Source organism: Robertmurraya korlensis NBRC 107688 (genome assembly GCF_001591645.1).
GTDB lineage: Bacteria > Bacillota > Bacilli > Bacillales > Cytobacillaceae > Robertmurraya_A.
In genome coordinates this window covers 65,535-87,161 of the sequence record NZ_BCVH01000014.1, presented here as the reverse complement: position 1 = coordinate 87,161, position 21,627 = coordinate 65,535, and the positions used below count along the sequence as shown (strand labels likewise).

At 40.8% G+C, this 21,627-nt stretch carries 16 protein-coding genes and 2 riboswitches; of the genes, 14 read left to right on the top strand and 2 right to left on the bottom strand.

Features of this window, described 5'->3' with window-relative positions; genetic code table 11:
* Nucleotides 1-363: 363 nt before the first annotated feature.
* The 7 genes from BKO01S_RS16995 to BKO01S_RS16965 all read left to right on the top strand — a co-directional run bounded on the left by BKO01S_RS16995 (nt 364) and on the right by BKO01S_RS16965 (nt 7,516).
* The gene (locus BKO01S_RS16995; protein ID WP_084362122.1) at nt 364-1,437 is read left to right on the top strand and encodes an XdhC family protein; all 1,074 of its coding nucleotides are present in this window, start codon (nt 364-366) and stop codon (nt 1,435-1,437) included.
* Nucleotides 1,397-2,020 carry a nucleotidyltransferase family protein gene (locus tag BKO01S_RS16990; protein ID WP_066056799.1) on the top strand — a complete coding sequence of 208 codons (624 nt, stop codon included), beginning with the start codon at nt 1,397-1,399 and terminating at the stop codon, nt 2,018-2,020. Before BKO01S_RS16995 ends, BKO01S_RS16990 begins: the two co-directional genes overlap by 41 nt.
* Nucleotides 2,017-2,874 carry an FAD binding domain-containing protein gene (locus BKO01S_RS16985; protein ID WP_066056798.1) on the top strand — a complete coding sequence of 286 codons (858 nt, stop codon included), beginning with the start codon at nt 2,017-2,019 and terminating at the stop codon, nt 2,872-2,874. The genes BKO01S_RS16990 and BKO01S_RS16985 overlap by 4 nt, the downstream gene beginning before the upstream one ends.
* A gap of 12 nt (nt 2,875-2,886) precedes the next feature.
* Nucleotides 2,887-5,160 (top strand): xanthine dehydrogenase subunit D, encoded by a 2,274-nt coding sequence (pucD, locus tag BKO01S_RS16980; protein WP_066056796.1) that lies wholly within the window; start codon nt 2,887-2,889, stop codon nt 5,158-5,160.
* On the top strand, nt 5,151-5,657 hold the full coding sequence (locus tag BKO01S_RS16975; RefSeq protein WP_066056795.1) for a (2Fe-2S)-binding protein: 507 nt from the start codon (nt 5,151-5,153) through the stop codon (nt 5,655-5,657). Before pucD ends, BKO01S_RS16975 begins: the two co-directional genes overlap by 10 nt.
* Before the next feature lie 180 nt (nt 5,658-5,837).
* Nucleotides 5,838-7,022 (top strand): glycosyltransferase family 4 protein, encoded by a 1,185-nt coding sequence (locus BKO01S_RS16970; RefSeq protein ID WP_066056793.1) that lies wholly within the window; start codon nt 5,838-5,840, stop codon nt 7,020-7,022.
* A 143-nt stretch (nt 7,023-7,165) separates the two neighbouring features.
* Nucleotides 7,166-7,516 carry a VOC family protein gene (locus BKO01S_RS16965; protein WP_066056791.1) on the top strand — a complete coding sequence of 117 codons (351 nt, stop codon included), beginning with the start codon at nt 7,166-7,168 and terminating at the stop codon, nt 7,514-7,516.
* Nucleotides 7,517-7,556: 40 nt separating this feature from the next.
* On the opposite strand, the gene BKO01S_RS16960 is transcribed toward BKO01S_RS16965, so the two are convergent.
* Nucleotides 7,557-9,257, bottom strand: a complete 1,701-nt coding sequence (locus BKO01S_RS16960) for a transglutaminase domain-containing protein (protein WP_066056789.1) — start codon at nt 9,255-9,257, stop codon at nt 7,557-7,559.
* 194 nt (nt 9,258-9,451) lie between these two features.
* Between BKO01S_RS16960 and BKO01S_RS16955 the strand changes: the two genes are divergently transcribed.
* The 7 genes from BKO01S_RS16955 (at nt 9,452) to BKO01S_RS16925 (ending at nt 20,113) form a co-directional block, all read left to right on the top strand.
* Nucleotides 9,452-10,444, top strand: a complete 993-nt coding sequence (locus BKO01S_RS16955) for a DoxX family membrane protein (protein ID WP_066056785.1) — start codon at nt 9,452-9,454, stop codon at nt 10,442-10,444.
* 150 nt (nt 10,445-10,594) lie between these two features.
* A riboswitch (guanidine-I (ykkC/yxkD leader) is annotated at nt 10,595-10,690 on the top strand.
* 68 nt (nt 10,691-10,758) lie between these two features.
* Nucleotides 10,759-12,126: an APC family permease gene (locus tag BKO01S_RS16950; protein ID WP_066056783.1), complete on the top strand. Its 1,368-nt coding sequence runs from the start codon at nt 10,759-10,761 to the stop codon at nt 12,124-12,126.
* A gap of 83 nt (nt 12,127-12,209) precedes the next feature.
* Nucleotides 12,210-12,305: riboswitch (guanidine-I (ykkC/yxkD leader) on the top strand.
* 54 nt (nt 12,306-12,359) lie between these two features.
* The gene (locus BKO01S_RS16945; protein WP_066056781.1) at nt 12,360-13,088 is read left to right on the top strand and encodes an urea amidolyase associated protein UAAP1; all 729 of its coding nucleotides are present in this window, start codon (nt 12,360-12,362) and stop codon (nt 13,086-13,088) included.
* Nucleotides 13,088-13,738: an urea amidolyase associated protein UAAP2 gene (locus tag BKO01S_RS16940; protein ID WP_066056779.1), complete on the top strand. Its 651-nt coding sequence runs from the start codon at nt 13,088-13,090 to the stop codon at nt 13,736-13,738. Before BKO01S_RS16945 ends, BKO01S_RS16940 begins: the two co-directional genes overlap by 1 nt.
* 20 nt (nt 13,739-13,758) lie before the next feature.
* On the top strand, nt 13,759-17,403 hold the full coding sequence (gene uca, locus BKO01S_RS16935) for an urea carboxylase (protein WP_066056777.1): 3,645 nt from the start codon (nt 13,759-13,761) through the stop codon (nt 17,401-17,403).
* Nucleotides 17,363-19,105, top strand: a complete 1,743-nt coding sequence (atzF, locus tag BKO01S_RS16930; RefSeq protein ID WP_066056775.1) for an allophanate hydrolase — start codon at nt 17,363-17,365, stop codon at nt 19,103-19,105. Before uca ends, atzF begins: the two co-directional genes overlap by 41 nt.
* Nucleotides 19,106-19,216: 111 nt before the next feature.
* Nucleotides 19,217-20,113 carry a carbohydrate kinase family protein gene (locus BKO01S_RS16925; protein WP_066056773.1) on the top strand — a complete coding sequence of 299 codons (897 nt, stop codon included), beginning with the start codon at nt 19,217-19,219 and terminating at the stop codon, nt 20,111-20,113.
* Nucleotides 20,114-20,166: 53 nt separating this feature from the next.
* Here BKO01S_RS16925 and BKO01S_RS16920 read toward each other — a convergent pair whose 3' ends face one another.
* On the bottom strand, nt 20,167-21,603 hold the full coding sequence (locus BKO01S_RS16920) for an APC family permease (protein WP_066056771.1): 1,437 nt from the start codon (nt 21,601-21,603) through the stop codon (nt 20,167-20,169).
* Nucleotides 21,604-21,627: the final 24 nt, after the last annotated feature.

Below are 21,627 nucleotides of genomic sequence, written 5' to 3'. Positions count from 1 at the left end.
GGTCATGGAAACGGTCGGTTTTGTCCGAATGAGAGGCGGATTAAGACAGCATGGAGCTCATAACCAATCAATGAGTCCAAATAAAGGGTTCATTCAGATAGGAACAGTTTCAGAAGTTAAAAACGAGACCTACTAAGACATTGACCTCAGAGCCGCACGTTTTATATGCTTTGTAGCACTCCCATAAAATAGCATAGCGATACTTTGACAAACCAGTTCCCTAAAGGGCCTGGTTTGTTTTATTTTGACCGACTTTCACTTTCCATGTTAGATTAACTTACAAATATATACATTAACCTGTTTGGATTTGATATGATTCGATAAATACACTGAGTTATCGGGAAATCAAAGGAGGAGCAAGAGATGGAAACGATCCATGAAATACTACAGTCGATTTCAGCTTCTAATGAGGGTGTTCTTGCAACGATCATCCAAGTGGAGGGCTCCGCCTATAGAAAAGAAGGAACATCCATGTTGTTCCATAAAGATGGCTCAAGAACGGGCATCCTTAGTGTTGGCTGTCTAGAAACGGATCTGGAGTCTCGAGTGGAAGCTTTGTTTGGAACCAGTGAGTCCCAAACCTTTGTCTATCATATGCAGGCAGAAGACGATCTTACATGGGGGCAAGGAGCAGGCTGTAATGGAATCATTACCGTTTTACTAGAACCGGTTGATGACCAGTTCCTTGAACATTTAGCGATTTTAAAAAGTCATCTGAAGCTTGGAAATAGAGTGACGATGATCAAACAATTAAATGAAAATTTATCTTTATCCTCTTATTTATTTATGACCGATGAAGGGATGATTTTTGGAAAATGGTCAGGTGAAAATCTTTCCTTAGCTAAAAAACTAATGAAAGACTATCATCATAAGCCCCAAAAAAGCGGAACAGTGTATTCCCCGGAGTTAACTTCTCACCTATATATCCATACATTTGAACCAAAACCACGGTTAATCATCTTCGGAGCGGGCGAGGATGTAATTCCTTTAGTAGAACTAGCTTCTAAAACTGGATTTTCCGTACTAGTGTCGGATTGGCGACCTGCATTGTGTAATAAAGAAGTGTTTCCAAAGGCAGATCAACTAATTATTGGTTTCCCTAAAGAGAGCTTAGAAAAAATTTCGTTCCAACCTTCAGACTCAAGTATCATTGTTTCCCATAATTTTCAGAGGGATAAAGAATATTTGGATTATCTGCTTGCCAAGGAACTAAGGTATCTAGGAGTACTTGGTTCTAAAAACAGGACGCAGAGGTTACTGGAAGGGAAAGAAATACCTATTCATTTAAAAAGCCCAGTGGGTTTATCCATAGGAGCAGAGGGACCAGAGGAAATAGCTGTTAGTATCGTTGCAGAGTTAATTCAACACCGGAATAAAAGCAAAGAGGGAATTCTTCATGAAAAATGGAATCATCGCCATATATCTTGCTGCGGGTAAGAGTAGCCGAATGGGGACTAACAAGCTATCCCTTCCACTCCCTACTTTCACTATTGGGAACTCAAGCTTACAAACAGCATTATCCTCATCACTACTTGAGCATGTCCTAGTAGTTACAAAAAAAGAAGACTCCCTCGACTGGATTGATCCCTCACTGTTCTGTTTCCCCTATTCAAGTCAATGGACTCATGTGGTATGCGATGATGCGGAGCGAGGGCAGGCACATTCATTGAAACGCGGAATACTTGCAGCGATGAGTGAGAACCCAAAGGGAATGATGATCCTTCTAGCTGACCAGCCCTATTTGTCGAGGGCTACCATTAACGAATTAGTAACTACCTATATCAATGATTCTGACCAAAAAGACTTCGTAGCTGCTAGTTACGATGGAATACCTAGACCACCAGTAATCTTTTCACCGCGCGTTATTCCTAATCTAATGAAACTACAGGGAGATGTTGGAGCGAGAAAGCTTTTTCACGAATTAGAAGGAATATATGTGGAGTTCCCATATGCTCAAGAATTTTATGATATTGATACAAAGGAAGATTATGAACGTGTGATTGGAGGGGAATGGAGATGATTAGACAAGGAACAACTTCACTCATTGATACCTGTGTTTGGATGCCTACATCACTTGAGGAGGCTTGGGATCTTAAGAAAAAGTACGGGGAGAACGCAGCGTTTATTGCAGGTGGAACTCTTATGCAGACACATTGGGCGAAAGGGCTCAATTGTCCTTCGCATTTAATTAGTTTGGATCACATGAATGAGATGAAAGGTTGGGGGGAGGAACTAGTAAATGGCCAAACCTATACTCGTCTTGGAGCTGGGATTACCTTGGATTTCTGCCGACAAAATAAGAACCTGTTCCATCCTCTTCTTGTCGAAGCTGCTAAAAATATTGCAGCACCTGCTGTCAGAAACAGAGGGACGATTGGTGGAAACATTGCTAATGGGTTTGGAGATATGATTCCTGCTTTACTAGCGATGGATGCCTTCCTCACCCTGTATGACGGAAACTCTACACATTCTTTGCCATTATCGGATTATATAAAAACTAACAATCAATCGCTTATTATCTCTGTCCTTGTGCCAGAAGATCAAACGAAGCGTTTTTTTTATAAGAAGCTCTGCCACCGGGAGGCATTTACACCGAGCGTCATAACGGTTGCAGGATCGTTCAATCTAAATGAAAAGAGGAAGCTAACAGCTGTTCGATTGGCCTTAAGTGGTGGTTCGACTCACCCTCAACGCTTATATGAATCTGAACAGCTATTAGAAGGTTCTACTCTTACGAATAACCATCTTCAGAAGGTCTATCAAGTGATAAATGAAGAATTTATTCCTTCAACAGACCCATTTTCTACCGCAACTTATAAAAGATTAGTTGCTTCTAATTGGGTTGTCTCTGAGATTGCTAGACTAGCTACGTAAAGGAGGGGGACCATGCCGATACAAACCAGCTCTTTAGATAAGAAAAAGAAAATACGTCCTGATGGTCCGGGGAAGGTAACTGGTGAACTAAAGTATCTAACTGATTTATCATTTCCAGGTATGTTATACGGGAAAATCTTAAGAAGCACAGAACCTCATGCAGAAATTCAATCCATTTCTACCGAGCTGGCGAAGCAGCTTCCTGGGGTAAGAGCAATTGTTACTTATGAGGATGTCCCAGGTTTAAACGGATTTGGACTCATTTTTCCGGATCAGCCCGTACTTTGTGAGGATCGAGTACGATATGTTGGCGATGCCATTGCTGCTGTGGCGGCAGATACGATAGAAATTGCTGACGAAGCGTTACAGTTAATTCAGGTTGTGTATAAAAAGCTTCCGGTTATTATAGAGCCTGAAAAGGCCCTTCATCCTAATGCACCAAAGCTCCACCCCGATGGGAACCTTCTCCACCGTGCCCATTATTCAAAAGGAGATGTAGAGAAAGGCTTTGAGTTATGCACACATATTGTTGAGGGAACGTATGAACTTCCAAGGCAGATGCATGCTTATATGGAAACAGAAGGTGGAGTGATCGTCCCAGAGGTTGACGGGAATTTAACTGTTTATGTTGGTACACAGCATGGGTTTAAGGATCGCTATCAGCTTGCTAGAATTTTAAATATGAATGAATCTGATATTCGGATCGTGTCGAGTCCGATGGGGGGATCCTTTGGGGGAAAAGATGAATTAAACGTTCAACCTTACGGAGCTCTGCTCGCACTTGCAACCAATTGTCCAGTCAAAATCCACAATACAAGAAGAGAGTCAGTTCGCGCGGGGTTAAAACGACATCCGATGAAAATAACAATGAAAACCGGGGTTGATGATACAGGAAACATTATTTCACATAAGGTAAAGATAGTAGCTGATACGGGAGCTTATGCAACATTAGGTCCTGCTGTGTTGGACTTTGCTGTAGAGCATGCTCCTGGTCCTTACATTATTCCGAACATAGAAATAGAAGGGGTGTCGGTCTTTACAAATAATGGCGTGGCAGGAGAATTTAGAGGTTTTGGTGGAAATCAGGTGACTTTCGCTCTCGAAGGGCAAATGGATCGTTTAGCTGAAAGACTGCAGATGGATCCAATCGAATTTCGTGAGAAGAACCTGAGACAAGTGAATAGTCCGGGTCCTTTAGGGCAAAAGGTTGCCCCAACCAGTGGTGCAAAGGACGTCTTAGAAGCAATCAAGCAAAAATTAACTAACATAACAAATGAAAATGATTCGTTAGAAAAGTGGAAGGTAACCGGAACCGGAGTGGCCATTTCAATTCATGGAGGGGGTTTAGGTGCCGGTCGAATGGACCCAGCTGGAGGACGTCTTTCTTTTACAAGTGAGGGGAAAATAGAAGTTGCTTTTGGTTTCGAAGAGTGTGGGCAAGGATTATTAGCTGTGATTGAGACGTTGATCATGGAAGAGTTTCATTGTATGGAAGACGATATTCACATTGTCATAGGGGATACGGATTCAGTACCTGTATCGGGTTCATCCACTGCCTCTCGTGCCACGAGTATGGTGTGGAATTCCATTCAACGAATGAAGGATACGTTTCGAAGTAAAATACTGGAGAGGGCAACAAAAGTAACTGGTCTTCCAGTTGAGGATCTATGTATGGGACCAAATGGAATTTGGTTCAAAGATGACAATCTATGTATCACGTTTGTTGAATTAGCTGAGAAAACTTTACATGAACCTTTTATAAAAGTAGAAACTTCCTTTGATTTTCCGACTAGTCCTGATGCTGTTGTTGATGGAAGTCATTTTTTATATGCGTTCTCTTCCGTATTAGCAAAGGTGGAGGTAGACCTTTTAACAGGAAAAATAAAGGTGCTTACTTTAGATCAAGCAATAGCAGCTGGTCCTGTTGTGAGTTTACTAGGTTATCAGGGGCAAATTGAAGGAGGAGGGATAATGGCATTAGGCTACAGTTTGATGGAAGAAGCAAAGATGGAAAATGGACATTACGTAAATGATAATTTTGATACCTATCTTATTCCTACCATACAAGATGTTCCGTTTGTCATGAATGTGGAGGCGATCGAGAAGCTTCAAGACGGGGATATCTATGGACCGCGTGGAGTGGGGGAGATTGGTACAATTGCAGTTGCTCCAGCAATTGTGAAGGCCATTCATGATGCAACGGGGTGTTGGATCAGTAAGCTACCTGTGTCAAGGGAAGTATTATTAGAGCACTTGTCTAGTAGAGGGGAGAAGCGATGGATATGAAAGAACAGGCAGAGGTCATGACTCCCCCGAAAATGGAGCTTTCTCTAACGATAAATGGAGCAAATTATGAATTACAGGTTCCCCCCACGAAGAGGCTTGTGACCATTTTACGAGAGGAATTGAACTTTACTGGTACGAAAATTTCATGTGAAGTCGGTCGTTGCGGTGCCTGTGCGGTTCAGATGAACAACCAGTTAGTCAACTCATGTCTTGTTATGGCTTATCAAGCAAACCACGCTTCTATTATTACGATTGAAGGTTTATCTGGGGAAGAACTTGACCCCATTCAGCGTGTATTTTTAGAAGAGGGAGGTTTTCAATGTGGGTACTGCACACCGGGAATGATGATGGCGGTACATGCCTTATTGGCTACCAACCAGGCTCCATCGGAAGAGCAAATTCAGGAAGCTCTATCTGGAAACCTTTGTCGCTGCACAGGATATGGTGGAATTATTCGAGCAGTCCAAAAGGCAATTTCAAACAATAATCAAAAATGATTTGAGGGTCCTTCTAGGGATCCTCTTTTTATTTTTATCCAAATCTTTAAGTATCTTTTACATTTATCCAAATTCTAATTTAAAACACTTATTTATACTAAATGACAGTATGAAAAGTGTTTTTAATGTTATTTAGACTCAAGTTTGTCCGTGTAAAAAAACGAGCAAAGGTGGCTAAATATGAAAATCTTACTAACAACTGAGTGTTATACTCCTATAATCAATGGGGTAGTCACATCGGTTATGAATTTGGAAAAAGAACTAAGAGTACTTGGACACGAGGTGAAAATACTTACTTTATCTACAACAAAACGATCATATAAAAAGGATCATGTTACTTATATTAGCTCACTGGGCGCGGGGAAGGTCTACCCGGGTGCAAGATTTGCCTTGCGTACAGGTACTGCATATGTTGACGAGCTGATGTACTGGCAGCCGGATATTATTCACTCTCACTGTGAGTTTAGTACCTTTTTAATGGCTCGACAAATTGCAAAGAAACTTGAAATCCCGATGGTCCATACATATCACACCGTTTATGAAGACTACACCCATTATTTTTCCCCGTACAAAAAGTGGGGCAAAGCCATGGTAGCTTATTTTACTAGAAAGCTATTAAAAAATACCCATTGTATTATTGCCCCTACCAATAAAGTTCGCTCCATTTTGCACGGATATGGTGTGAACCGACCCATTCAGGTGGTGCCTACCGGAATCAATATAGCTAGAATAACCAAGCCCATCAATGACGAAGATAAGCAAACGCTTCGTATGAGAATGGGTATCCCTAATCATCATAAGGTAATGTTATCGGTTGGTCGTTTAGCAAAGGAAAAGAACCTCGAGGAGATTCTATTCTATCTGTCAAAAACAGATCAAAATAACGTGACGCTACTTATTGTTGGTGATGGACCAAATCGGGAGTGCTTGGAGCAATATGCAAAAACGTTAGGAATTAGTAATCAAGTCATATTTGTTGGAATGGTCTCTCCTAAAGAAATCTCTTCTTATTACCAATTAGGGGATGTATTTGTTAGTGCATCAAATAGCGAAACACAAGGTCTAACGTATGTGGAGGCATTAGCAAATGGAGTACCTGCCCTTTGTCGGAAGGATACCTGTTTAGATGACGTGATTATTGATGGAGTAAATGGATGGCAATACTCGAGCTTTGAAGAGTTTAAAGAAAAACTTCATGTCATTCTAAGCAAAGAAGACGTGTACCTACGTTTAAGTCATAACGCAAGATCGATAGCGGTATGTGACTATTCTTCTGATTCTTTTGCAAGGAAGGTGGAAAGAATTTATCAACAGGAGATTATGAATTATGGGGAAAACAAAATTCGAAGGAAACGTTCTTCATAGGGTGTCTGAAGGACGTTAGCTGAGGAGAAATTAGAAGAAACAGCTTTCATAGACCGAAAAAGACCCGTAAATCTTACAAAAATATGATAAAGTCCGGTAAAAGTTCATTAAAATGTAATTAAACGACAAAAGGGGTGGTGTTTGTGGGGAAAGTAGTAGGATTTGAGTTAAATAGTCAGGATCCTAAGAAGGCTACTAGTTTTTATTCTATGGTGTTTGGGTGGGAGATTTCTGAGCCACAATGGGATTACCAAACGGTGACGACCAATAAAGACACTGAAGCTGGGGTGAACGGTGGTATCGCAAAGGGACCACATGATTTTCCTCATGGGATTCGTCTTCAAATAGAGGTGGATTCAATAGAGCATTCAATTGCTAAAGCTACTGAAAATGGTGCAATGGTCGTAAGGGAGAAAATGGAGTTTGAAGAGTTTTATCTAGCTTACATTGTAGACCCGGTAGGCCTTGGATTAGGTTTAATCGAAAGAAAATAAAATGAACAAGCACCAGACAAAAATTCTGGTGCTTGTTTTTTTAATATGATACCCCGGTACGCGTATGAGATTTTTCGAATTCTACTGGATTTGGATCAAAGTATTCTGTTGTGTACTGTGCCACGAAGGCATTGTCTTTAATATATCCAGCACCCCAGGTCGGGTCCATGGTTAGCCAATTTCCATCTACCTTTGTCTCTACCCATGCATGCTTTTGTGGCCAAAATCCACCAAAGGCACTTCCTTCAATTAATCTAGCTTCGATATTGCTAGCCCTTAATAAGGCAATCGTAAGGTATGCGTAATCCTGACAAATCCCCTTCTTTAATTCAAGAGTTTTTAAGGCACTATCATCCCAGTTATAGTTTTTCGTTTCGTATTTTTCTACATCATAAGAAATAGTACTTGCCACATACTTGTAAATGGCTTCTGCTTTTTCCCTGTCAGTGGTTAAGCCGTTTGTTAACTGGCCGGCTAATTCCTGAATTTTTGGATCATCGGACTCTACACCACGTGATGGTAGCAAATCACGTTTATCTTCGGAAATAGAATCAACCTCAAATTTAGCAAATCCAAAATATCTAAACTTGTCACTTTTTTCTTCCTTGATTTCAGGCACGCTTAGCATGACTTCATATGTTCCCGGTCCAAATCGTAAGTAGAAGGAGTCATTGAATGAGAAATCCTCTACGGGAATGACGTCTAAGGCTTCGTCTTCGCCTTTTTTCGTAGTGACATAAAGATGAGTCGTTTCTGGACCAAATTCAGCTTTTGGGTCAATTGTACCTTTAATAGTAAAAAGGCCATCAGATTCAACACCACCAAACTGTGGATAAGAAAGTGTGACTCCACGTTCTAGATACGTACTTGAAAAATCAATAGGCGACATCATCCGGTCTGATTCGTTATTAATAAGTATCTTTGTTGCTGGCTGATAATACTTTTCTCGCTCCTTATCAGGGACTAGTACTTCGAGTTCATGTACTCCTTTCCCATATAAAAGAGGGACATCAAAGGAAAATTGACCATCTACAATCGGTAATACATGAGTCCAGGAATCGGAGTCTTTTGTTAGCTTAATCATAATGGTGTTGCTATCGGTTAATTTTCCTGCATCTCCTCTTAACGAGAAAATCTCTTCTTCGGTGACATATCCAAGATCGAGATCAAGAAGGATTTCAGCTTCTTGACCAAAAGGGGAATAGGTAACATCCCTTTCCATGTGTGGGTTCACATTATGAACGATAAATGATGCAGTTTCAAAATAATAATCTTCCCGATCTAAGCTAGGAACCTGTACTTTTACATCATACTGTCCTACTCCATTAAAAAGGGAAATCTCTTGCTTAAACTTCCCCTCTTTAATTGGTGCATAATATTCTTGCTCCATCCCTGCCGGTCCCTCTTCGTTCGCTCGAACCTTGATCCAAACATAGTCAGACTTAACCTCTGAAAATTTTTGAATGGCTCCTTCAACCATCACCTTTTTATTTACAGCGAACTCTTTATATGTAGGATTTTTTAATGTTACGCCAGCCTCTTTGCTATAAGAAGTTAGTTGAAGGGGCTGAAGATCAAGTTCTTTATTTTTATCTTTTACGAGCTTTTCGTATTTATTTTCTTCCTTTTTCGTTTCTTCTGTTAGAGAATTACTAGCTTCGGAATCGCTACATCCAGAAATATAAAGAATAATGCTTAGTAAACTGATGATAATAAATATGACAGGTCTTTTCTTTTTCATTATATCCTCCTTTAAAACGACCATTTACATAGGTATTTACGTTAGAAATATCGGTTAGGTTTCTAGGTCTTAGTTCCTTATTTATCCTTTGTGATAACATTCACAAAAAGTTCAATTTTACTATCACACAAAGAACGACGGGTAAAGTATATTAGTAATATGTTAATAGTGTTAATCGCAAGGAGGACATAACTATGAAGAAAATCTTTTTCTTTACAACACTAATTGGGGCCATTTTAACACCTTATTTTGCACAAGCTCATGTGAAGTGGTTCACAAAACTAACACCACAAAAAGAAACGATAGAAAATATATTATCACCGCTATTTATATCTTTAGCACTACTTGCTGCGGTTGTTTTAGGGGTACTTACACTTCTTATCCCTAGATTTGCTCAATGGAAGCAAATTAAGATTTGGGATGACAAATTATCTAGTTTAAGAAAATATTCTAGATATTTGTTAAAGTATGGGACAGCCATTGCCCTTATACTTCAAATCATTAATGGAACCTTATTTGCACCGGAATTACATGTAACTCAGATGGTAGCCATTTTTGCTTGGGTGAGCGTTGGTTTCTTATTGATTCCTCATCACATTGCAACAAAAATTGGATCAGTTATTCTTTTAGGCTTATTTGTTTATATTACTGTAGAACATGGGATCTTCTACATGCTTGATTACGGCTTTTATATTGCTATTATTGGTGTATTACTTGTAGGAAAAACGAAGCTAGAAAATGTAGGATTTCCATTTTTATATTTAGGCACAGGGTTATCTCTATGTTGGGTGGCAGTTGAAAAATGGGTGTATCCAAGTATGTCGATGGACATTATTGTACATCACCATGTTCCGACCTTTGGATTCGCACCAGCTACTTTTATTGTGATGGCAGCATTTATCGAGTTTGTCGTAGGCTACTTACTAGTGGTAGGTATTTTAAATAGAGTGTTAGGCCTTGTTGTTACAGTTATCTTTATCATGACGACGATGTTGTTTGGTTTTACAGAAATTATTGGTCATTTCATGATTCATATTGTCTTAATCATCTTTATTATTGAAGGAGTATCATTCTATAATCCTCCTATCAAATGGCATAAAACAAAACTGGATCAGTTTATCTTTGTATTTTTAAATTTCTTGTTTGTTCTAGCAACGATTGTTTTGGTTTACTACCGATTCGGTTAATAAAGTTACTTCCTAAAAAGCTACCTTACCTGGTAGCTTTTTATTTTTTTCATGTCATATAATCTAACATGTCCCTTGAACCTACACTTTTCCGCATTTATACTTCAGAGTATAAAAGCATACAGGTTCTCGTTACGGTAATTGAGGACAAAAATTGCTGTCTAGGGTTCCGGTTGCGAAACGTCTGGTCCGAGAGAGAGCGTACAGTCAATGCTGTAGACACGGAGGGACAAAAGCCCGGGAGAATTTTTCTATAAAATTCTCTCGGGCTTTTGTTTTTTTACAAATAATCCCGAAAAGAGAAGGTGTTAGGAATGAATAAAGGAACTGGATTAGTAAAATCACTAAAGCTGCATCAAGTGGTATTTATGGGGCTTGCTTGGATGACCCCTATGATATTCTTTACCGTATACGGCGTTGCTTATGAGGCTTCAAGTGGGATGATGGCTGCTGCCTATGTAACGGCATTCATAGCAATCTTTTTCACCGCCTATAGCTACAGTTTAATGGTTAAGGCTTACCCCGTTTCAGGTTCTGCCTATACGTATACCAAGAGGGCGGTTCACCCAATGGCTGGTTTTCTTGTTGGTTGGGCACTTCTTTTGGATTATATCTTCTCCCCTATTATCGCCATACTAACATTTGGTATCTTCATGCATACTGAGTTTCCTTCTATACCCGTTTTTGTTTGGATTATCATTATGAATATCGTCCTTGCTGTCGTTAATATTGTTGGTATTAAATCAGCCGCTCGTGTGAGTGGGATGTCGGTAATAGTCCAAATTGGATTTATTCTCATATTCTGTATCCTTGTGGCAAAGGATCTTTTATCAGGTGGATCGGGTGCTAGCTCCCTGTTCTCTTTAACGCCTTTCTTTGGAGAAGACATTAGATTAAATGCCGTTTTTTCCGGTGCAGCACTCATTTGTTTTTGCTTCCTCGGTTTTGATGCAGTGACAACCATGGCAGAGGAAACGATTGATGCAAAAAAGACGATACCAAAAGCAATCTTCCTCATTGTAATCATAGCAGTGACGATGTACACGGCCATCTCTTATTTGACTCAAATAGCCTATCCAGATTTTACGTTTACCAAAGCCGATAATGCAGCCTATACTCTTGTTCAAGTAGTAGGTGGCAATCTATTCAGCTCTTTATTCATAATGGTTCTAATGATTGCCACTTTCACACAGGGAGTTGCCTCTGTAACAAGTGTGAGCCGTTTCTTATATGCACTTGGAAAAGAATCGATTCTACCAGGAAAAGTATTTACATCCATTCACCCTAAATATAAAACACCGTTTGCTAATATCGTTTTGGTAGCCATTATCTCCTTGTCCGCTGTCTTTATTAGTTTAGATACTGCTGTTATGTTTGTAAGTTTTGGTGCACTAACTGCGTTTATATTTGTCAATTTATCAGTTATTGCCCATTATTATGTAAAAATGAAAAGACGTTCACTAAAAGGGACCTGTCTCTATCTTATTTTCCCACTTGCAGGAGCAAGTTTTATCGGTTGGTTGCTGACACTGCTTGATAAGCATACCTTAACCGCTGGTGTCATTTGGGTTGCTACAGGATTTGCTTATCTTTTCTTAAAGAATGAATGGACGAAAGCTAGAGAACGTAAAATAGCGCTGTCTTTTAATCAGACGGGGATGAAGAAAAACGTTGTTAGATAGTCTGACATGTTCGTTGTTTTCTATCTTTTCTGACAGTTATACTACTTATAACAACATACAGGTTTCCGCAAAATGTTGGAAACAAAAAAGCTTTCTAGGGTTCCGGTTGAGAAACGTCTGGTCCGAGAGAGAGCGTACAGCACCTGCTGTATACACGGAAGGATAAAAGCCTGGGAGACGAATGATCTCTCCTAGGCTTTTATCCTTTTTTATTTTAAAGGAGGCTAAAAATAATGAATCAGGTACCTACAAAAATCATTCCAGCTGGTGGGAAATGGTCTACGAAAATAAGAAGAGGAAAGAAACTAACGTTTACTGCTTTAGGAGAAGGAGCAAACCTCTCTATACTTTTATATAACGCAGATGACACAACAGAGCGTTACAATATGCCGGATACATTAAAAGCTCAGCATACGGCTCACTTGACAACAGGGAATGTCCTAATGAGTGATAACGGAAGAGTACTTGCTAGTATTATTGATGATTCTCTTGGATGGCATGACACGATATCAGGTTATGCGACCCGCCTAATGATTGACGAACGATTTGGGAAGACCTCCTATCAAAATCAACGAAATGATTGGTACAGAAGTGGGGAGGAAAACTTTGCGGTTGAACTGTTTCGAAATGGATTGACGAACAGAGATCTGACTCCAGTCGTTAATTTATTTTCAAAGGTCTATTGCGAGGATGACGGTTCTCTCCATTTTGTCCCTGGTCATGCCAAAACAGGTGAGACGATCACCCTAAGGACCGAAATGGACGTGATTATCATTCTATCAAACACTCCAAACCCACTTGACCCTAGTGCAAGTTACCCTTCTGTTTCGGTTGAGGTGACGGTTACCGATGCAGCTCCTCTAGAGGAGGACGATACATGTGTTAACCACCGTCCGGAAAACCGCCGGGCATTTGAAAACACATGGGAGTACGTTGTGCTAACAAAAGGAGGAACAAACTAATGGCTACTTTACAATACAAGGTTAGTGAAAGACAGGTAGAGGAAGCAATTAATAATTATATTGTGCCTGCTGGAGAAGGGTGGACACAGATTCTAGAACCAGGCCAGGTGCTACGAATCGTTGATTTAGAAGGAAATCAGGCAGCAGATACGCTATTCTACGATGCTGATCATCCCACGGATCATTATAGTGCCGTAAATACGATTCAACGCCAGGGCAATGTTTATTTAACAACGGGGTCCGTTCTTGTATCCGATTCTGGAAAAGAACTTGTAAAGATTGTCGCTGATACATGTGGACGCCACGACACACTTGGTGGAGCTTGTTCCGCACAAAGTAACACGGTTCGTTATTCGCACGACACGCTTCCTATGCACAACTGTCGAGACACATTTATGCTTCAACTGTCAAAGTATGGAAGTCGATTTAACAAACGTGATCTAGCACCAAACGTCAACTTCTTTATGAATGTTCCTGTTACTCCACAAGGTGGATTGACCTTTGAGGATGGCGTTTCAGCCCCAGGGCTATATGTAGAAATGAAGGCAATTAGTCGGACACTGGTTCTTATTAGCAACTGTCCACAATTAAATAATCCATGTAATGCCTATAATCCTACTCCTATTCAACTACTAATCTGGGATAAATAACATAGAGAGGAGCTCCAGCCATGTTCAAAAAAGTATTAATTGCCAATCGTGGAGCAATCGCGGTTCGGATTGAAAGAACACTAAAGAAACTAAATATCTCATCTGTTGCAGTGTATACCAAAGCAGATCAAGACAGTCTCCATGTCGATCACGCGGATGAAGCAGTATTAATTGGTGAAGGTGCTGCAAAAGAAAGCTATTTAAATGCGGATCTTATTTTAAAAACGGCACTAGAAACCGGAGCCGAAGCCATTCACCCGGGATATGGATTCCTAAGTGAGAATGCAGATTTCGCTCGTGCTTGTCAAAAGCATGGAATTGCCTTTATTGGGCCTACTCCTGAACAGATGGAGCTGTTTGGATTGAAGCATTCAGCACGGGAAATTGCTGAGAAAGCGGGCGTTCCTCTTTTGCCGGGAACACCGTTGATTACTACATTAGAAACGGCGATTTCAGAAGCGAATCGAATTGGTTACCCTGTCATGCTAAAGAGTACAGCAGGTGGTGGTGGAATTGGAATGCGTGTCTGTAAAGATGAGACTTCCTTAACGGATGCTTTCGATTCAGTCTGTCGCCTAGCTGAAACGAATTTTAACAATGGGGGAGTTTTCTTAGAAAAATATATTCAAAAAGCGCGCCACGTCGAGGTACAAATTTTTGGAAATGAGTATGGAGAAGTGGTTGCACTAGGAGAACGTGATTGTTCCATTCAGCGTCGTAACCAAAAGGTGGTAGAAGAAAGTCCAGCTCCATGTTTATCTCAAGAGGTTCGTGAAGAAATGCTCGCTGCTTCCAAACGACTAGCAGAGGAAGTTGGATACCGTAGTGCAGGAACGGTCGAGTATTTGTATGATCCGGAGGCTGAGAAGTTCTACTTTCTTGAAGTAAATACAAGACTTCAAGTAGAACATGGTGTAACCGAAGAAGTATTAGGTCTTGATTTAGTAGAGTGGATGGTTCGTGAAGCAGCAGGTGAACTTCGTCAACTTAGTACTTTGTATACCACTCCGAAAGGGCATAGTATTCAGGCTCGTATTTATGCGGAAGATTGTCTTAATGATTTTCGTCCAAGTGGAGGTCAACTGGATCAAGTCCGATTCTCAGAGGATGCACGGATTGAAACATGGGTAAGAGATGGATTAACTGTCACATCCTTGTATGACCCGATGTTGGCGAAAATCATTGTCCATGCCGACACGCGTGATCAAGCATTGAATCAGTTAAGTCAAGCTCTACAGGATACAAGGCTGTATGGTGTCACAACGAACCTACAATATGTACAGTCGCTATTAGAGGAAGAGGAATGTCGTTCTGGAAATGTTCATACGCAAATGTTAAAAGAATTTTCCCCAGCTGAGTGTGCTATTGAAGTACTAGATGGGGGAATTCAAACAACGGTTCAAGATTGGCCTGGTCGAGTGGGGCATTGGGATGTAGGTGTTCCTCCTTGTGGACCGATGGATCCGTTCTCCTTCCGAATAGGTAATCGTTTGTTAGGAAATGACCCCCAAGCGGCTGGATTAGAGCTAACTTTACGAGGGGGATCCTACCGTTTTCGTGGAGATATCGTGTTTTGCTTAACCGGTTCAGATATGGGGGCTACACTCGATGACCTTCCTGTTCCTTCTTACACGGTGGTCACTGCCAAACGCGGTCAAATTCTTTCATTCGGTGAAGCTGCAAAAGGGATGCGCTCTTATTTGCTAGTCGCAGGTGGTTTCGATATGCCTCTTTATTTAGGAAGTGCTTCAACATTTACCCTTGGAGGCTTTGGTGGACACGGTGGCCGTGCGCTTCGAACAGGAGATGTTTTACGTGTTCAACCTTGTGCGACCCCTAGAAATAAAGAGCTTGCATTGTATCAACAGCCAGTATTAACAAAAGAATGGACAATAGGTGTGATTCCTGGTCCACACTGTACGGAAGAATTTTTATTACCGGAATATTTAACGCAGTTGACAGAAACAAGCTGGGAAGTTCACTTTAATAGCTCACGTACGGGTGTCCGATTAATTGGACCAGCACCACTATGGGCTAGAGAAGACGGGGGAGAGGCTGGGTTACATCCTTCTAATATTCACGACAATGCGTATGCGATAGGTACATTAGATTTAACCGGAGATATGCCTATTTTACTTGGCCCTGATGGTCCGAGTCTTGGTGGATTTGTTTGTCCAGTGACGACAGCTTCTGCAGAATTTTGGAAACTTGGCCAGCTTCATGCGGGTGACAAGGTTCGCTTTCAACTTCTAACATTAGAAGAGGCAGAAGAGTTAAGAAAGACACAAGAGCTATTTTTAGAAAATATAGGGGAGCATTCGGTTCCTACTTTGCCTAAAAAAACGAAGCTTCTTTCACCAAGTTATCCCGTACTAGTTCAAAATAACGAAAGCCGTTTTCCGATGACGATTCGTGCGGCGGGAGATGAGCATATTCTCATTGAATATGGAGATATGGAATTAGATCTCCTACTACGTTTTCAAATTCATGCTTTGATGGATGCTATCCAAGCCCGCAAGGATATTCCTGTTTTAGACTTAACACCTGGTATTCGTTCCTTACAAGTTCATTTTGATGCATATCAAATTTCAACCTTTGCTATATGTGAATTAATTGAAGGAATCAATCGAGAGCTACCTCCGCTAGAGGAAATTGAAGTACCGTCCCGGGTCGTTCGACTTCCTCTTTCATGGGATGATCCAGCTACACAGCTTGCCATCGATCGTTATCAAAAAAATGTTCGTCCGGATGCGCCTTGGTGCCCGAGCAACTTAGAGTTTATTCGAAGAGTCAATGGTCTTGGTCAGATTGAGGATGTAAAGAAAACAGTCTTTGATGCAAGCTATCTAGTCCTTGGTCTTGGCGATGTGTATTTAGGTGCACCTGTTGCAACACCAATTGATCCAAGACACCGATTAGTAACAACCAAATATAATCCAGCTCGAACATGGACGCCGGAGAATGCTGTTGGAATTGGTGGGGCTTATATGTGTATCTATGGAATGGAGGGACCTGGTGGCTACCAATTCGTTGGGCGGACGGTTCAAGTATGGAACCGTGTTCGGGAAACAGAAAGCTTCACGGAACAAAAGCCTTGGTTACTTCGTTTCTTTGACCAAATTCAATTTTACCCAGTTAGCACAGAAGAACTTACCGTCATGAGAGAAGACTTTTTACGTGGACGTTTTGAAGTAGAGATTACAGAGACCGCATTTAACCTTGGTGAGTATCTATCGTTTTTAGATTCCATTAAGGATAGTGCGGAAGAGTTTCGACAAACACAAGAGGCAGCATTTAAAGCGGAACGTGAAAGCTGGAAGGAGCTTGGTCTAGCCGAGTATATTTCGGAACAATCGGTATCTGTATCGGTAGAGCAAGAGTTGCCTAAAGGAGTAGAAGCGGTTCGCTGTACCATGCCCGGAAGTGTCTGGAAAGTGCTTGTATCTCCAGGTGATCAGGTCAAGAAAGGTGATGTGTTAATGATTGAGGAAAGTATGAAAATGGAATTTCCTCAACATGCTCCGTTTGATGGGGTGATTGAATCTGTCCACGTATCACCGGGTGACGAGGTACATGCGGGACAATTGTTTGTCTCTATTACAAAAGAGAAACGGGGGATATCCAATGAAAACGATGAACACGCCAAAGCTCCTATCCATTCATAAATTAAAAGAAAAGTATATGGCTAACGAATTAACACCGGAAGGGTTAATTCAAGAGATTATTCAACGAGCAGAAGCTGACAAAGAGATGAATATTTGGATTACTCCACCATCTATCGAATTCATCCAGCCATACTTAGACAACTTGAAGAAATTGGACCTAGAGAGTGCACCTCTCTGGGGGATCCCTTTTGCCATTAAAGATAATATCGACCTAGCAGGAGTACCAACAACAGCTGGTTGTGAAGAGTTTGCTTACACTCCTAAAGAGCATGCGACTGTAGTCAAACGGCTCATAGATGCTGGTGCGATTCCGGTTGGAAAAGCCAATCTAGATCAATTTGCTACAGGACTTGTTGGAACGAGAAGTCCCTATGGAGAGACAAGGAATGCGCTTAACCCAGATTTAATTAGTGGAGGCTCAAGCTCGGGATCTGCTGGTTCTGTTGCACGAGGTCAAGTGGCTTTTGCACTTGGAACGGACACAGCAGGATCAGGTCGTGTACCTGCTGCCCTTAATAGATTGGTAGGATTCAAGCCAAGTCTGGGAGCATGGCCAACGAAAGGGGTAGTTCCAGCTTGTGCAAGTCTTGACTGTGTGACCATTTTTGCAAACGCCTTGTCGGATGTAGAGATGGTTGACCAGGTGGTAAGAGGCTTAGACGAAAGTGATCCATGGTCAAAAAATATTACTCGCGAGGCAAATGCTTTACCTGAAAAAATCTATTTAACGAAGGAGCCACCTAGCTTTTTTGGACCATTCGCAGATAAGTATGAGAAAGCTTGGGATGCAGCTATTGTAGGATTGGAAAAACTAAATATTCCTATTGAATACATTGATGGAGGCTACTTATCAGAGGCGGCTAGCGTTTTATACGATGGTCCATGGGTAGCAGAACGGTGGTCTGACTTAGGAGCATTCATAACTGAGAATAAAGGTGTTGCATTTCCGGTAACTGAGGCCGTTTTGCGTTCAGGGGCGAAGCCGGAATACGATGCGGCATCCGTTTTTGAAGCCATGCATAAGCTACAAGCATTCAAGCAAAAGGCTCATCAGCAGTTTAAAGATGGAGTTTTGGTAATGCCTACTTCTGGAGGCACGTGGACAAGAGATGCTGTACGAAGCAACCCGATTGCTACTAACAGTGCGATGGGCTTATACACGAATCATTGCAATCTATTAGATTTGAGTGCTATTAATATCCCAACTCTGGATGCTGAAGAGAACCTTCCATTTGGAATAACCTTTTTCTCAACAAACCAAAATGAGCATTTCATTCTTGGTCTTGCCGATCTACTATTAAACAATAAGCAGACTGAAACAAAAAAAACTACAACGCTAGTAGCAGTTTGTGGATTGCATATGAGAGGCTTTCCACTAGAGAAGCAGATGGTCGAACATCAGGCTACGTTTGTTAAAGAAGCAAAAACCGCTCCTACCTACAAACTAGTGAAACTTGATACAGTACCGGCAAAGCCGGGACTTATACGATCCAATCATGATGGAGCTTCCATTGAGCTTGAGCTTTGGGAAATGCCTGTTTCAGAATTCGGTAAATTTGCCTTGCTCATACCAGCACCTCTAGGGATGGGAAAAGTCCAACTTGAAGATGGAACGGAAGTACCTGGGTTTGTGTGTGAAGCAAGCGGAGAGGAAACCGGCGAAGATATTACTCGAATAGGTGGTTGGCGGTATCTTAAATAATTGACCCATGTTGCCCTGTAGGATTACCCTACAGGCTATTTTTTCTCATTGTTTCATTTTCTCTTATTATGATATGATGCCTACAAATGATGGAAGAAGGGGAGTACTAGTTTGAAAAAGCAAGGGGTCATTTCACTTGGGGAGGCATTTGTTGATTTTATTGCCACGGATCGAACGAATAAAACCTATCAGCATTTGTTAGGAGGGGCTACTGTAAATGTAGCCGTGGGAATAAAAAGACAAGGAATTCCATCTTATTATCTATGTAAGCTAGGTCAGGAGGAATGGAGCCAGTTTGTGGTAGAAGAATTAAGAAAAGAGAATGTAGATATATCATCTAGTTCCTTTAGCGAAACAAAAAAGATGTGTTCCGTATATATTCATGTAAATGAACAAGGCGACCGTTATTTTCATTCTTATGTGAATGAGACACCGAATGACTGGCTTACTACAGAAGAACTTGATAAAAAGCCGTTCACCAAAAGTAAAATATTCTACTTTGGATCAGGTACCCTTTTTCATCCGGTAGCAAGAAAAACAACCGATCAAGCTCTTGTATATGCTCGGGAGATGAATATGCAAGTAGCTTTTGACACCAACATCCGGTTGAAACGTTGGGAAAGTGAGGAGCAATGCAGAGAAACCGTACTATCTTATGTGAAAAAAGCAGACATCGTAAAAATGGCAGAGGATGAATTATTGTTTCTAACTAAAACCGAAAATTTTGACCAGGGATTCCTTGCTATTTCTAAACTGGGTATTCCTTTTCTTTTTATCACGAGAGGTAAAGAAGGAGCAGTCGCTTTACATGAAAAAATTGTGGTAAGTGTTCCTGCAATGGATGTGAAGGTGGTAGATACAACAGGAGCAGGAGATGCGTTCTTGGCAGCCCTCTTAGTTGAATTTCATAATTATGGCTTGCCTAAAACAAAAGCCCAATTAGAAAGATATACAATCATTGCTAATAATGCGGCATCACGCTCTACAACGAAGTTTGGTTCACTATAATTAAAAACGTTAAAATCCCTCCTTGATGAAGGGTTTTAACGTTTTTAAAGAATTTAGTGCTCTAACTGTGGTGGTAGCTTTTTGAAACCATTCGTTCGAAAATAAAGAAATGCGATTCCGATAATTAGCCAAACCGTTCCTAAAAGGAAAGCTAATTTGTCCATACCGCTCCATACATAAGCGATTACTACAAAACCTAATGCAGGGAGAGCCATGTATCGCAGGTGGTATATTCCAAATGGTTTCCAATTTGCTTGCTCATGTAGATGTAGAGGTGCTTCTCCTTTTTTCTTGATGTAATACAACCATATAACGGATAGATTTAAAGCAGCAAATCCAAAAAACGCCCCGTAGTTCACTAAATTAGAGATCATGCCAATATCGACAGTAATTCCAAGCACGAATTCAATGGCAACAATTAAAATGATATTAAAATGAGGGGTATTAAATCGTTTGTTAATAGCGGCAAATATCCCTTTGGGTAATAGATTATCGCGGCCCATTCCGTAAAGTAGCCTAGCACCTGCAGCGGTTGCAACTAAATTAAAGACAGCCAGAGAACTTAAAAAACCAGCAGTGAAGAATAAACCAAATGCATCCCCACCTGTTAATATGGAGACCTGAAATAAGACGGTATTCATCCAATTTTCGTCAGCAATATAATCTCTCCAATTTGGAATGGCAAGCATGGCAATATAGCTACATACTACCATGGTAAGTAATCCAATTCCGATACATAAAAATATGGCTCGAGGGATGTCTTTTTTTGGATTACGGGTTTCTTCCGCTAATGTTGTAATGGCATCAAAACCTAAAAAACTTAGAACAGCTAATGAAGTAGCTGCGACTAATCCCGTCATGCTATCAAACTGAAAAGGTAAGCTACTTATTAATGTACCAGTCCCTACACCATCGGAATATACCGCTTTTCCCCATACGAGAATACAGGTCCACACGACGAATTCCCCTAGAATTAAAAACCAAATTCCCATCTTAGACATTAGTTCAACACCAAAAAGATTTAGTAAACCAATACCAACGGAGAATATACCAAGTAGAATCCAGAAGGGGATAGTTGGAAAATACTGTTGAACTAAATACGCAGCACTTACAGAAGTTATAGTTGGTATCAATACATAATCTAACGTAACGACCCATCCTGCTAAAAAACCAAAGTGAGGGTTCCAGCCACGACCTACGTAACTGTAAACGGAACCAGCTAAAGGGAAATTCTTAACCATAGTTGAATAACTAAATGCGGTTAATAGCATGGCAATACCAGCAAGGAGAAATGGTAGAGCGACCGTGCCGCCTGATGTAGCAAGGAGAACACCAAAAATTACTGCAGGTGCTAATGGTAGCATATAGTTGAGACCAAAAGCAGTTAGTTGCAGTACATTCATCGACCCTTGAAGCTCTTGCGTGTACCCAAATTTGTCTACCAACGTAAGATCATCATTTTGAGCAATCTTTCTTTCTTGTAACTCCAAGACAATTCCTCCTTCGTATTGTTT